Below are 14,164 nucleotides of genomic sequence, written 5' to 3' on the forward strand. Positions count from 1 at the left end.
GAGGGTTCGGGTTCTATCGTCCTGCCGGCAAATTACCCGAGGAGCCCGGCATGACCTTGGATATCCCACGTTCAGCGGCCGGGTTGGGGGACAGCGAAGCCGCTTTCGCCGCGATTGCCTCGGCGGCGGTGCGTCAAGCGCCGACCTTTGTGGGACTGTGCGACGCGCAACTCCGCCTCTCCTTCCTCAACGCCGCCGGCCGGGTGATGGTGGGCCTGTCCTCCGGTGCTGACATCACTGCCTACGCGCTCTTGGACTTCTTCGCACCGCAGCACCGTCGCGTGGTTGCGGAGATCGGTCTACCGACGATGCTGCGCGAGGGGCAGTGGGAAGGGGAACTGTGCTTCCGTCACTTCACTGATCCATCTCGGCAAATGGAGGTGCGTTGGTCGGCTTTTGCCTTGCGCGACGAGACTGGTGACCTGATCGGCGCTGCCTGCTTTACCAACGACATCTCCGCGCGCAAGCAAGCTGAGCAGGCGCTCCGCAGCCAGCAGATGCTGCTCGCGTCGGTCCTGAACAACCTCCCACTGGGGATCGGTGTCTATGATCGCCATGGCGATCTGATCCATTCCAACCAGCGCATGCGCGACTATACCAGCCTGGCCCGGCTTCCCTCACGCGACCCTGTCTCGTCGCGACGCTGGCGGAGTTATGATGCGGACAACCAACCTATTCCACCCGACCGCTATCCCGGCGCCCGCGCGTTACGCGGCGAGGTGGTCACGCCAGGTGTGGATTTCCTGTACTGCGAGCAGGGTGCGGCCGAGCGGTGGATGCGGATCAGTGCCGTTCCGTTCCGACCCGAGGGCGAAGAGCCAAGCGGAGCCATCGTCGTCGTCCAAGACGTGGACGACCTCAAGCGGGCGGCCGAGCGGGTCGAGTTGGCAGGGGCAGAACTTGCGAGCCAGTCCCGTTTCTTTCAGGCAACGCTCTCGTCGATTCCTGATTTCGTCTACGCTTTCGACCCGCAGCGACGCTTCGTTTACGCCAACCAGGCGATGCTGGCGCTATTCGGCCTGTCGATGGAAGAGATGTTGGGGCGGACCTTCGCCGATCTCAACTATCCCAGAGACCTCGCCGAGCGGCTGGAGGCTCACATCGACCGGGTCCTGAGCGTAGGTGCGACCGTGCAGGACGAGGTGTTTTACCGAAGCCCGACCGGCTACGGGGCTTATTTCGCCTTCCTCTGGGGTCCCGTTTACGCTGAGGATGGCTCGATCGAGCTGGTGGTCGGTGTATCGCGCGACACCACAGAGCGGCGCGCCATGGAGGAGGCGCTCAAGAAGAACGAAACCCGCTTGCGCGCGGCGACCGAACTGGTTGGACTTGGCATCTATTCCTGGAACCCCGTCACTGGCGTGCTCGACTGGGACGACCGGCTCCGCGCGATGTGGGGCTTGCCGTCCAATGTGCCAGTGGACACGGCCGTATTCGAGGCGGGTATTCATCCGGATGATCTGGCCCGCGTCCAGGACGCGATCGCCGCCTGCGCCGATCCGGCCGGAGATGGACACTACAACATCGAATATCGCGTGATCGGCCGTGACGACGGCGTCACCCGTCATATTGCGACCTCCGGCCGGGCCACCTTCGAGCAAGGTCGTGCCATCAGCTTCATCGGCGCTGCCATCGACGTGAGCGCGCATCGCCGCACCGAGGCGGCGATCCAAGCGAGTGAGGCGCAGTTCCGCAGCTTCACCGAGCACAGCAGCAACCTGATCTGGATCGGAGATCCGGTCGCGGGCACGATCGTGTATCGCAGCGCCGCCTTCGAAAGAATTTGGGGCTTGCCGTGCGACAACGCGCCGACCGCTCTCGCCGATTGGATCGAGGCCGTCCATCCTGACGACCGCCAGCAGGTCGAGCGTGCTCTGGCCACTGTCCGGGCTGGAGAGGTTGCTCAATACGAGTACCGGATTATTCGACCAGGCGACGGCAAGATCCGCTGGCTTCGCGACACCAGCTTTCCTATTCGCGACGAGAATGGCGCGGTGAGCCGGATCGGCGGCATCGCCGAGGACCTCACCCCGGAGGACAACCATCAGGTCTACCTCGTCAGCACAAAGGCGGCCGAAGCGCGTCATTTGGTGGGCCTTGTCCGGAGCGTCGGCTATCGCGCCCGGAGTTTCGAAAGCGCTTCAGCATTTCTGGACATCGCACCCGTGCTCGCGCCGGGTTGTGTGCTCGTCGATCTCCGGGGGGCGAAGTTGCAGGGTCTCTCGATTCCCCGAGAACTCAAGGCTCGCTCTAGCGCACTGCCCGCGATACTGCTCGACGGGCCTGCGGCCGACGTCGCCTCTGCCGTCACCGCGATGAAGGCAGGAGCGATCGACTACCTGACCATGACAGATGATGAGTCGCTCCGCGGCAGAATCGCGAACGCCGTGGCGGAATGTCACGGCGCAGCACGGCCAGCCGCACGCGATGAAAGCGCCGCTTCGCGCGTCGAGCGGTTGACGCCGCGAGAGCGTGACGTGCTCCTAGGCTTGGTCGAGGGTGGAACCAACAAGACGATCGGCAAGAAGCTCGGCATCAGTCCCCGCACGGTGGAGCTGCACCGCGCCCAGGTGATGAACCGTCTCAACGCGGGCAGTTTGACGGAGCTGCTGCAAATTGCTTTGGCGGCCGGTATAAAGCCGGTAACTCGCGTGAGCACCCCACTAGGGTGACCTGGGGACCGCAGCTCAGTCGATGTCGTTTCCTAGTATGCCACGGTGTTTGGCAAGAATGCCAACTGCCAGAGGCTGGTCTCACTCGCCCTGACCCGTGCGAGGTACCGGTTCCGGTCGGCTTGCGCCGCTGCCGTCCACTGGGGGAGGGAGCCTCCAATGACAATCATGATCAGATCAAACTACAAAAGGCCTCGACGCCAACATCGTCCAGCCCCTCGTCGAAGCTGGCTGCTACATGTAGGCGAGCAAGATCCGGGATCATGACCTGCTGCTTGTTGAAGGCGATCAACCCCTCGCGCCGAAGTTCTTGGAGCACCCGATTGATGTGGACAGGACTCACACCAAGAACATCTGCAATTTGACCTTGCGTGAGCGGACACCTGAAGGATCCGCTATCTGCAAGGCCCACTCGACGCAGCCGATGGTACAATTCGGCCACAAGATGCGCTGTCCGTGCGCGCGCATTTCGGCGGCCGAGGCTGACCAACCGTGAGCGCAGAATGCGAGCTTCGACATCGCGTGCCCGTTCCCAACTTCGCCAGACGGCGAACAAATCCCGTTCAATAACGACGTCCTTCCGCAGCACGGCAATGCGAGTTGGTCCGCATGCCCTGATGTCCTCACCCGTTCCCTGGAATTCCGCTGCTGCCCAACCACACAAGTCTCCGGGCAACACAATATCGGTGATCTGGCGCCCGCCGTCAGACAACGTTTGGGAACGAACCAGCCAACCTTCGACCAGAAGGTGCAGGTGAGCATGTGACCGTGGACGGACAGGGATCGACTGATTGCTGCCTACCGACCAGACCTCAACCAGCGCTTCGATCATGGCACGACGGTCGTCTGCGCTGAGCAACCCGCCTGGCACATTGTTCGCGAAGAACGCCGCACAGGCAGCTTCTGCAGAATTTCCCGGTACCACCGACGGCAGAAGCCGCGACGCTGGAACAGCGTCCTGCGAGGACCGAGGTTGAGGCAGGAGAAAATCTTGCTTCATCCACTTAACCCTTCGAAGTGTAGGATTTCAGTGCCGTAAGCTTGTCCGTTTGGACATCCGGACAAATCCTAGGTATCCTTGCAATATACCCTGCCATCACTACCCGCTGGCGAGACGACGATTTTCAGGGCAATCGAGAGTAGTTAGGACTGAATGCTGGCGGCAGCCGGTTCATGACATAGGCTGGTAAAATTCCACGCTGCGAGGGCTGATGCCGAGCCTCAGCGACCAATTTGTTGATCCCTCCGTGACCAAGCCGACGAGCATAGCGCGTCCTCGCGGTGTCAACCTTGCCACACGGGCGCCGGCGCTCCCGGCGCGCCAAAGGATGTTCATCCTTCAAGATTGGTTGGTCGACAGCGCGCCCTCATGGCAGCAGCCGCGGCGGCAACGTCTGCCCCAGGCGCGTGCGGCGCAATCGTCGGCAATGTCATCGGTCGCGCCTTGAACTCTCAAGGGGCGAGAGCCGGCCATCCTTGCCTGGCGCAAACCGGCGGGCAGGTGGATCGCGTGTCACGATACCACCTGCTCCAGGCGCGCCGCGTGGCGCGCCCGATGTCGCTGCGTCCACATCTCTCCCACCCTTGCGCCCCGCCAGGCGGTGCTCGGTGTCACCTCAGGAGAAGATGGGGACGCGCGGCTGAGGGCCGCTCAAACAGTCTCTCAGGCCGCAGCCGCCCATGGCATCGCCCTAAATTACCCGAGGTGAGGCACGGCTTCGTGCTGCTGCCCAGGAGGTGGGTCGTCGAGCGCTCCTTCGGCTGGTTCGCCCGCTTCTGCCGCCTCGCCCGCGATTACGAGCGACTGCCAGACACCCTCGTAGGCCTGCACCTCGTCGCTTTCACTGTCCTGCTCCTCGAGCGCGCCACAGAACTCGCCACCAGTGCGTAACACGCTCTAGATCAGGCAGCCGGGGCGGATGAGGCCGGGCACCGCGCGCCTCATCCTTAAGATTCTCAGTCCAGCGTCGCGGTGATCGCACGGGCCAGCTGCTGCCGGATGTCGACAGAGGCGACCAAGCTGTTCACGAAAAGCACTGCTGTCGACGAGGGAGAACAAGAGGCAGGCCCACGACGCCGTGGTGGCGGCCAGGTGGGCCACGTTGATAACAGGCGGACTTTAGCGGCTGTGCGTCTTTCGAGCCGCTTCAATCGAAAGCCCGAGGACGCTCGCCAGCGCGTCAAGGAAGCCAATATCGGCTAGTCCGAAGGTCTGGCCTGTCATGTCATCAATGCCCAGCACACCGAAATGTCCGCCGCTGCCTGGGATGATCACGTCGAGACTGCGCCGCACGCCGTGCTTCAGCAGGAAAGGCGGCAGGGCGATACGGCGTGCACCGGGTTGAGCAGGGTGGAGAGAGGGCCGGCCCGTGGTGAAGGCCTGGCTGGCGGGGAAGCGGGGGTCGAGATGGAAGCGAACCTGCCCGAGGCTTTCAGCTCCCCACCCGGCTCCCTCGCGGAGCAGCAGCGTGCCTGTCTCCGCCTCGTACTGCAGGACTCTCGAGAAGGGCACTCCGCTTTCCTCGGCGGCGAGCCGCGCCGCGTCCCGGATGATGGTGGCAAGGTCGCCGCTCCGCAGGGCGGAGCGGCTGAAGCTCGCCAGCAAGGCTTGCTGCCGCATGGCACGATCCGGATCAGCGACAGGATCCGTGACAACCTGTCGAGGTTTGCCGATCCCGGGGATCGAGACGCCGGCGGGTGCTTGCCAGCTTCGCCCGCTCGGTGCGGCGGTACGGAGAGCCACCCGGTCCGGCTTTGGCGAAGGGGCTGGTGGTTCCGGAGCGGTGTTCCCGGATTGATAGGCCTTGAAGCGCCGCCAGCCATCCATCAGCGCCTCGAACTGCTTGTCCTGGGTGGCCTGCTCGCGGCGGAGGCTCTGCATCTGATCGCGAAGCGCCAGAACAGGATGACCTTCCGCAAGGTTGGCACCCGTCTCGAGGGCTCGGAGGAAGAGGCCAGCCATCGCGGGATCTTCCCGCTCAACGACGTAGGCTGCATAGCCCATGACGGAAGCCCGGCCATACGCAATCATCCGCCGGCCAAAGCCGCGTAGGGCGAGAAGCCGCGGATGCCTGTCGAGGATCTGTTGAACCTCCGCTGGCGTCGCCTTCTTGGCGCGCATGGCCGCTCTTCGATGCTCCCGGCGCCAAAGGAGATTGGCCATGGCAGCCGCGAGCGCCGCGTCCCCGAAGTTGCTGAGCGGATGCCGTGCCGCGGAACTCCGTTGCGTGTGGTAGTCAAAGGTTCTCTCAGCCTCTTCGGCCAATCCACGAACCACCAGAACAGGGACCGCGATGTTCGCGGCGATGACGGCCATCAGCCGGTGATGCCCGTCCAGCAGCCGCCCACTGCGTGAGAAGCAGACTGGCTGGGCATTGACCTTCCAACGGCCGGTCGCGATGTCCCGCGCGATGGCGTCGACGTCCTTGCGCGAAGGGGTGGCATCTTCCGCGCCCATCAGGAGGTAACGGCCGGCGTCCTGCGCGCTGATGGTTTCAAACTGCAGGCTGACGCCAACTGGTGCAGGCGCTGCCACGACGGGCTTCGCTGGTGCCGGCCCGGCAGGAGCCGTGACCAGTCCTGGATAACCCGCGAGCCGGGGAAAAACCTCGGACGAAGGCCAGATGATCCGGCGCGGACGTTCGTTTCGCAGCAGGGCGTTCAGCGCCTCGACCGCCAGCGCCAACAGCTTTACGCGATTTGCGGGGTTGGCTGCGTCCTCTCCCAGGCGGTCGATCTCCGCGCGCAGAACGACACCGGGCTCCGTGGGATCGAATCGCTCCGGGTGGCGCAAGGCTTCGAGCAGTCGGGTGGTCAACGGGCCGTCCACCCGATGCCCCATGTACAGGATGGTCGAGCGGACAGGCTCGGGAAGCGGTGAGGTCGTCATGCCCTGGCTGGCCATCACGGCGGCCTCGATGCCGGGGTTGGCGTGCAGCGCGCTCTCCAGGCGGTCCCAGTCCGGGGCTGCTCCCGAGGTGGCAAGGAGCGTGCCGTCATCGTAGCGGATCAGCCGGTCGATCAAGGCGGCCTGCGCCCGGGCATGAGGCACCCCGCGTGCAGCCAGTATGGCAGCGAAGGAGCGACGGCGGCGCTGGTCTATGGTGGGAAGGACATCGTCATCCACGCCCCGCGCAATGGCTGCGGTGAGGGACATGCCGGCCGCCACGCAAGCTGCGAGACGTTGCACGCCGTCCAGCAGCACACCGGAGCGGGAAAGGATGATGGGGGCGCCGTTGAAGCTCCACCGGCCGCTGATCATGGCCAGCCGGTAAATCTCGATGGCGGAGGCGTTCAGGCGAGCTTCCGCGCGGCGTTTTGCGAGGAAGATGCCGGCCTGCTCGGCTGACAGGATCTCGATCCCAACGCTGATCGCGCCATACCTGGCCAAGTTGGTACCGGATACGGGTGGGACGATCAGCGCTTCCCCGTTTGGCTGATCAGCCATTGTGGCACGTGTACCTCATGCTAGGAAATGCACGCTATGAGAGTGGCGAACGTGTTGGCCAGCCAGACACATCCGACATCTACGAGCCTGCCATTGCGTTCTCGCAGTCTGGCCCAAGAACGAACCAAAAGCAGAGCAGAATCTTCCGCGCCGATCCGCGCTGTGGATTACGCAACTGCAGCATGATGAAGTCGCATGCGACGCCGCATCTGCGGTCGGAATTGCGTAGCGCGTAGGATCTGCAGACACGTATTCGCTCTGCGAGAAAGTCATGCCGGTACATCAAGGGCCAGAACTGCAGCCCAACCACCATGGCGGCCCGGACCTGCTCTCAGCATCAGCGATTGCGTCGGAGTTCAGCATAAATTCACAAGGGCAATCTCTGAACACGTAACCAGTGTGCGTTGCTCCGTTGATCTCACGGAACGGAGGTCCACTAATTCGCACCGTAAATATCACAAGATCGTGATATCCCTTCCCACCTTGAAAGCTCTTCAGCTGCCCCAGAGCAACCTCCACGACGCCAATATGCCGAATTTTTTAGCAATGCCTTATTATGATGAACAGAGAGACGTCTGTTCCTAAAATTTAGTGTAAGAACGGCCTGCCTGACAGTATCCTATGGCTGCCAGAACGTATCGGCTAGCACGCGGAAGTTGTGGAATTGGTTTTCAGTTCGTGTCGGCGGCACGATTTTATTCGCGATAAGAAATGAAAAGAGTGCTTTGAAGTTAGGGGGAGCAGCTGTCCCTTACGGTCTTACATCGGGCAGGGTCAGCGGCGTGGGACCGCTGAGCTGTATTCGAGGGAGGACCGTCCATGGCAGGCAACTCTATCGACACAGCCGCGACGCTGGCGCGACACATCGTAAATTCACCAGCCCCCTCAGGAACAAGCATCATCGCCAGGATCACCGGGCAGGAAGACCGCGTGGGCCGCTTATCGCAGAGTCTGGATGTGCAGCGGCAGCGGGATCTGGCGGTTGCCAACCAGCGATCGCCAACCGTGTCGGACTCCGCCGTCGGGCGGGAACTCCGAGAACTGCGCCGTGCACAAGGGCGGACCCAGAAGGAGCTGGCGCGGATGGTCGGCGTGACGGGCGCCCAGCTGCACCGCTACGAGACGGGAACGACCCGGATCGCGGCCAGCCGCCTGATTGCCATCGCGAATGCCCTGGGCGTCCGCCCCGATGCGCTGCTCGCGGCCGGTTCGACCGGCGATGTCGCGAGCCCACCCCCGCCCATCAGCCAATCCGGTCCGGGGGACGACATCGTCGAATTAATCCAGGTCTTCGGCATGATCACCGATCCGAAGCATCGCGGCGCCCTGGTCGCCGTGGCCAGGATGATGGCCGCACAGTACGGCGGCCGCCCTGCCGGAAGCAGCAGCCACACGGACTAGCACGGCTCCGGCCTGCTCAAGGGCGGCGGGACAGTTCCGCCGCCCGTTGCACGGGCCCGGGGGTCTGTGCCTCCAGCACGCGTCGCACGAGGGTACGATCGCGAAGGCGCGATGCCGCATCCTGACTGCCGGTGCGTTCCTGCAGGGTTACCACGGCAAGGACCGGCTTGCTTCCGCCGCGCAGACTGTTCCAGCCCTGCTCCGCACGGCTGCGGAGTCCGCCATCAGCCGGTCGGCCATGAAGCCAGGCCCCCACCGCCACGAGGCGCGTACCGTCGGGCGATTGCCGCGCCCGCCACAGCGCATCTCCCTCCGCCACGCGAAAACTCACTGCCTCGTCGTCCTCGCCGGTGAGGCGGTTGCTCTCGGCTGTGACGGTCGACCATGTGACGTGAGACGAGAACACCAGAAGCCGCCCGGAGATCGTGAGGTCCTGACAGCGCAGTTCGCCGGTGGGCAGGGTGGCGCAGCCTTCCGGTGCCACCAGCGCGGCCGTTATCGTCGAGGGTTGTCCGTTATCATCGGCGCTCAGCCGGGTCACGAGGGCGGGCGCGGCGGCGGTGACCGCCAGCTGTAGTCCGGCAATGCCGAGAAGCAGGGCTGGACGAGGCGGGGCGCCGCCAAGTGCTGCAGGGGCGGCAGGTCGTGGCTGATCCTGCCGGAACGGCAGACCGAGGAGCACGAGCGCCAGGATCACCACAGTGAAGAAGAGCCAGCCGTAAACCAGGTGATCTGCCGCCGCTGCCTGCGCGCTGCCCAGGTGGTAGCCAAGCACCACGATCCCCAGGGCTCGAAAGCCATTCGCCACGACCGGCACGGCCAGCGCCAGGGCGAGCACCGTGAGCCGCCGCCCGGTGGTTTGAAACATCTCGGCGGCGTAGAGCGCACCGAAGGCGAGCGAAGCGATGGTGAAGCGCAGCCCGGCGCAAGCTTCCGCGACGAGAAAGGTGCCGCCAGGGATTTCGATGATCAGGTCGTCGGCATAATGCGGAATGCCGAGGAGCCTCAGGCCCAGCACGATCATCCAGGCTGTCGCCTTCTGCAACGACGGTACGGCGAAGGCACCGAACGGCACGAGGAAGACGAGGTAGGCGAGCGGGGCCGCCATGGCCCAGCCAATCCGCCATCCCAGCACCGACAGCACCACCAGCACCGTCAGCGCCAGGGCGGCGAGCTGACGGCCCTCCATGATGCCGAGCCGCTCCGCCACAAGCCAGGCGACGGCGGCTCCGAGGGCCGGAAGCACGAAGAGCGCTGTCGGTGCCGGTCTCAGGCCGACGAGGCGCGCCCGGCGGCTCCAGGCGAGCCAGGCCGCGACCGGAAGAACGAGCCAGCAGTGATTATAGGCCGTCGAGCGATCCCAGGTGTTGATCGCCGCTTCCGCCTCCTCCGCGAAAAGAACGCCGAGCGCCACGAGGGCGGCGAGCAGCACGAGGATGGCAGTCATCCAGCCCTGCGGCAGGCGGGCAGCCGCGGTGCCGGGGAGCGCCGTTCGGGTCGTGCTCATTCCGCGGCCTGGGGCGCGTAGGCAGCCGGCTCCCCTGGCAACAGCCTGTCCAGTCGTCGCAGGGTGGCAGACCAGTCGTGCCCACGCACGACCGCGGCGCGGGCACGGGCTCCGAGATCCGGGTGCAGGCCTCGCAACACCTCGGAAAGGGCGGTCGCCGTCGCCAGCCTGCCATCGGCGACCAGAAGGTCCTGGCCGGCGTTGGCGCGCACACCCTCGAAGGCCTGGGGCGAGGCAACAACGGGGCGGGCAAGCGCCATGGCTTCCAACACCTTGTTCTGGATGCCGCGCGCGATATGGAGCGGCGCAACCGCCGCCGCGGCATGGGCGATGTAGGGGCGCGTATCGGGCACCGGGCCCGTGACGTAGACCCCCGGCAGCGTTGCCAGCGCGCGCACGGCCTGGGCGGGGTTGGCACCGACGATGTGGAACTCCGGCTGATGGTCCGGCGCGGCGGTACGCAGCATTGGCATGACCTCCTGCGCGAACCAGCTCACCGCCTCGACGTTCGGGCGGTAATCCATCGTCCCGGTGAAGACGATGGGCCGCGCCCCGCTGCGATACGGATTCTCGTGATGCAGGCTGGGATCGAAGCGCGCGAGGTCGACGCCATTGTCCACCCAGTCCAGCCGCGCCGCACTTTCGGGCGCCAGAGTGGCGAAGTGATCCCGCTCCTCACGCGAAACGAGGAGCGTGCAGTCGAAGGCGGCCGCAGCCCGGCGTTCGAAGGCGAGGAGGGTGCGTGCCTCGCGGGCCCAGACCTGCCGCATCGGCGGTGCGGCACCGACGGCATAGGCAGCCCACTTGGCGGAGTCCACGTCCACCAGGTCCAGGATGCGCCGCGGCATCGCCCGCCCGCCCCGACCCGCGGCATGCGGGCCCATGACGTAAGGGGCCATGGCGGAGGAGTAGACGAGGATCGCGTCGTAACGCCCGGCCGCGAGGCCTGCCGCGACCCAGTCCTGCAGGGCCGGCGCGTGGAACCACCCGAGCGTGAGCGGAAGGCCCGGGCGCAGGCGCAGCAGGGCGCGGGCGGCGGCCGAGGCGCGCGCCCCGGTCGGACGGCACTCCACCTCGGCGCAGACCGCGCGCAGTGCCGGCAGATGCGCAAGATCGGCCGGATCGTCCACCAGGCAGCCGAGGTCCACGCTCCAACGGCGTGCCAGATGGCTGAGCATGTGCCACGCGCGGATCTTGTCACCCTTGTCGGGCGGGTAGGGGATCCGGTGGCAAAGAAAGAGGAGCCTGGGGCGCATCGCGTTCACCCCAGGCCGCGCACGATGGGCGGCCCCAGCAGGTTCGCCACCGACAGCGGCAGGTGGCGCCAGGCGGCGATCATGAACTTGAAGCGGGGATTGGTCGGGTTGTTGTCCGGCAGGCGCGCGCCTTCCCGCAACTGGTAGCAGTAGTTCAGCGGCTGTGCCTGGAAGCCCCAGTTGCGCTTGAAGTCGAAGGCGCCCGTGCCCGACTTGCTGCGGCCAAAGTCAAAGAGCCGCGCCCCGCGCTCCGCGCCCGCGCGGCGCATCACCTCCCAGTACATGAAGTCGTTGGCGGCCAGGGTGCGTGCCGCCCGCGTGCCGCCGCCGTAATAGGGCAGCACCTCATCACGGAAATGGAAGTTCAGCACGGACGCTACCGGACGTTCCTCGTGCATCACCGTCAACACCTCCGACATGCCGGGAAAGGCGGTGCCGAGCAGCCGGAAGTAGCGGCGCGAGAAGACGGGTGTGCCGAGATTGCGCACGCTCTCGGCGTAGACGCGGTGCAGCTTGTCCGTGTCGCCGTCCACGACCGAGGTCAAACCGTTGCCCAGACCCTTGCGCACCATGGCGCGCTGCTTGCGAGGGATGGCCTTCATGTCCACCTCCGCGTCGCCGGTGATGGGCTTGCGGAAGGTGTAGTAGAGGGGCGGGCGCTCCTGCCAGCCGGGGTCGGGCGCGCCGATGCGACGGAACTCGAGGGATGGCGCGCCGGTGCGGCGCATCAGGTCGCGCGCGTGATCCTCCAGTGCCGCCGCGGCCTCCGGCGTGGCCGAGACTGGGCCGCCGTAGACGCAGAATGGCGTGGAAACCAGCGCGTCGCCGAAGAGCCGCGTGCGAAGACGTGCCAGCGGCAGCACCCCGACAACCGCGCCATCCTGCTCCGCCAGGGCATAGTGCGTGGCGTGGCTGAAGGCCTCCTTGATCACGCCGCGCCAGGCGGAAAGATGAAAGAAGGTGGCGTCGGGTGTGGCGTGGACGAAGCGGTCCCAGGCGCCGGCGGCGCTGTCCTCGAGGGGGCGAATGCGGACGGCCATTCTAGGATTCCTGAACCGCGCCGATCTGGGCGGCATGCACGTGATCGATCCGGTCCCAGCGGAAATCCCGCAGCAGCCGATCCACCCGCGGCGCCATGCTGCTGAGCCGGCTGTAATGGCGGAAACGGGACAGCCGCGGGGCGTCGTCGATGCGGGGCTGGCCCGGATCGACCTCCCAGGGATGGAAGTAGAAGATGCCCGGCCGCCGTTCCGCCCGGTTGACCCGCCGCAGCCCGGCGCGGAACACGGGATAGGGCAGCAGGCGGAACCAGCCCCCGCCGGCACAGGGCAGGTTGCGGCCCAGGGCGCGCAGGGTCGTCATGGGCAGTTCCACCACGCCGTCGGGAAACGGGCGGTGCGGCCCGCGCGGGGCGTCGGGCGCGCCGTAAAGATCGTGGCGGACCGGGAAGACGGAAGAGCTGTAGCGATGCCCTTCCTCGGCCAGGATGCGGTGCGCCCAGGGGGTGAGCGCGGGGCCGATGGAGAAGGTGGGCGCCCGGTAGCCGGTCACCGCCGTTCCTCCGGTATCCTCCAGCACGCGCCGGGCACGGCGGATGTCGGCGCGGAAGGCATCGGGACCGATCTCGTAGACCCGCTCATGCCCGAAGCCGTGGCTTGCCAGCTCGTGGCCGGCCGCGACGATGCGGCGGATCAGCGCCGGCTGGCGCTCCGCCACCCATCCCAGGGTAAAGAACGTCGCCCGCACCCCGGCGCGGGCGAAACGGTCCAGCACGCGGTCGGTGTTGGCGACGACGCGCGGCGCGAGCGCATCCCAGTCGTCGCGGCGGATCACGCCGGCAAAGGCCTGGACCTGGAACCAGTCCTCCACGTCCACGCTCATGGCGTTGGTGAGGCTGTCCATCACGGCCTCAGCGCCGCGCCCAGGCGCCATCGCCGAAGAGTTCGGAGATGCGATCCAGGACCCGCTCGCGGCGGGCCGTGAGGCGTTCCAGGGCTTCCACCCGGTGCGTCAGGCGGTCCAGCGATTCCACGCCCGGGCGGAAGGTTTCGGGCCCGGCTAGGTCCGCCGTGCCGCCGGTGAGGTCGTCCTCCAGTTCCAGCGCCGTGGCCTCCACCATCGGTCCGGTCAGCTGGTCGGTGTCTTCCAGCGCGCCGGCAAGGAGGACGCGGGCGCAAAGGCGATTGATCCGGCGGGGGATACCGCCGCTGTAGCGGTGCACGAGATCCAGCGCGGGCGCTTCCCAGCTCGGGGTGCCGGTCCAGCCCACGGCGCGCAGGCGGTGCTCGACATAGGCGTGCGTTTCTTCCCGGGACAGGCCGCCGAGGTGATAGGAGGCGAGAACGCGCTGGCGGAGCTGGTCGAGATCGGGGCTGGCGAGCATCCGGCGCAGCTGCGGCTGGCCCAGCAGCACGGTCTGCAGCGGCGCCTGGCCGCCATCGGTGACGTTGGAAAGCATCCGCAGCTCCTCCAGCGCCGCAAGTGGAAGGCCCTGCGCCTCGTCCACGATCAGCAGGTGGCGCTTGGCCCCGTTGCGCAGAATGGCGGCGATGCCCAGCAGCACGCGCGCCTTGGTGCCGCCCGAAGGCGCCCCGAAGGCGTCGGCCACGAGGCGCACCACGTCGTCGCCCGAAACCTTCGTGGTGGCGATGCGCGCGACGGCGAAGCCCTCCGGGTCCAGCGTGCCGCAAAGGCGCTCAACAAGGGTGGTCTTGCCCGCGCCGACCTCGCCGGTGACGACGATGAAGCCTTCCCGCTGCGCCAGCCCGTAGGTGAGATGGGCATAGGCGCGGCTGTGAACGGAGCTGGGAAAAAAGAGCCGCGCATCCGGCGTCATCTGGAAGGGCTGCTCGCGGAAGCCGTAGCGGTCAATCTGCATGGC

9 protein-coding genes and 1 pseudogene are annotated in these 14,164 nt (G+C 66.2%); 3 read left to right on the plus strand and 7 right to left on the minus strand.

What is annotated here, in order from left to right:
- The first annotated feature begins 50 nt into the window (after positions 1 to 50).
- Positions 51 to 2,672: a PAS domain S-box protein gene (locus ACFFGY_RS00545; RefSeq protein ID WP_377042392.1), complete on the plus strand. Its 2,622-nt coding sequence runs from the start codon at positions 51 to 53 to the stop codon at positions 2,670 to 2,672.
- A gap of 172 nt (positions 2,673 to 2,844) precedes the next feature.
- On the opposite strand, the gene ACFFGY_RS00550 is transcribed toward ACFFGY_RS00545, so the two are convergent.
- Entirely contained in the window at positions 2,845 to 3,504 is a 660-nt protein-coding gene (locus ACFFGY_RS00550; protein WP_377042393.1) for a Crp/Fnr family transcriptional regulator, read from the minus strand.
- Positions 3,505 to 4,365: 861 nt separating this feature from the next.
- Here ACFFGY_RS00550 and ACFFGY_RS00555 point away from each other — a divergent pair.
- Positions 4,366 to 4,563, plus strand: a pseudogene (locus ACFFGY_RS00555) (transposase); the annotation flags it as partial.
- Between the two features lie 228 nt (positions 4,564 to 4,791).
- On the opposite strand, the gene ACFFGY_RS00560 reads toward ACFFGY_RS00555, so the two are convergent.
- Positions 4,792 to 7,119: a GAF domain-containing protein gene (locus ACFFGY_RS00560; protein ID WP_377042394.1), complete on the minus strand. Its 2,328-nt coding sequence runs from the start codon at positions 7,117 to 7,119 to the stop codon at positions 4,792 to 4,794.
- A gap of 819 nt (positions 7,120 to 7,938) precedes the next feature.
- Between ACFFGY_RS00560 and ACFFGY_RS00565 the strand changes: the two genes are divergently transcribed.
- The gene (locus tag ACFFGY_RS00565) at positions 7,939 to 8,520 is read left to right on the plus strand and encodes a helix-turn-helix domain-containing protein (RefSeq protein ID WP_377042395.1); all 582 of its coding nucleotides are present in this window, start codon (positions 7,939 to 7,941) and stop codon (positions 8,518 to 8,520) included.
- A 16-nt stretch (positions 8,521 to 8,536) separates the two neighbouring features.
- Here ACFFGY_RS00565 and xrtA read toward each other — a convergent pair whose 3' ends face one another.
- The 5 genes from xrtA to ACFFGY_RS00590 are packed head-to-tail and all read right to left on the minus strand — an operon-like array spanning position 8,537 to position 14,161.
- Positions 8,537 to 10,027 carry an exosortase A gene (gene xrtA / locus ACFFGY_RS00570; protein ID WP_377042396.1) on the minus strand — a complete coding sequence of 497 codons (1,491 nt, stop codon included), beginning with the start codon at positions 10,025 to 10,027 and terminating at the stop codon, positions 8,537 to 8,539.
- The gene (locus ACFFGY_RS00575) at positions 10,024 to 11,283 is read right to left on the minus strand and encodes a TIGR03087 family PEP-CTERM/XrtA system glycosyltransferase (RefSeq protein ID WP_377042397.1); all 1,260 of its coding nucleotides are present in this window, start codon (positions 11,281 to 11,283) and stop codon (positions 10,024 to 10,026) included. The genes xrtA and ACFFGY_RS00575 overlap by 4 nt, the downstream gene beginning before the upstream one ends.
- 5 nt (positions 11,284 to 11,288) lie before the next feature.
- A complete protein-coding gene (locus tag ACFFGY_RS00580; RefSeq protein WP_377042398.1) occupies positions 11,289 to 12,323 on the minus strand; it encodes a FemAB family XrtA/PEP-CTERM system-associated protein in 1,035 nt (344 codons plus the stop codon).
- Position 12,324: 1 nt separating this feature from the next.
- Complete coding sequence (locus ACFFGY_RS00585; protein WP_377042400.1) at positions 12,325 to 13,185, minus strand: XrtA system polysaccharide deacetylase; 861 nt, start codon at positions 13,183 to 13,185, stop codon at positions 12,325 to 12,327.
- A gap of 7 nt (positions 13,186 to 13,192) precedes the next feature.
- Positions 13,193 to 14,161, minus strand: a complete 969-nt coding sequence (locus tag ACFFGY_RS00590) for an AAA family ATPase (RefSeq protein WP_377042401.1) — start codon at positions 14,159 to 14,161, stop codon at positions 13,193 to 13,195.
- Positions 14,162 to 14,164: the final 3 nt, after the last annotated feature.

Source organism: Roseomonas elaeocarpi (genome assembly GCF_042433915.1).
GTDB classification, from domain to species: domain Bacteria; phylum Pseudomonadota; class Alphaproteobacteria; order Acetobacterales; family Acetobacteraceae; genus Roseomonas; species Roseomonas elaeocarpi.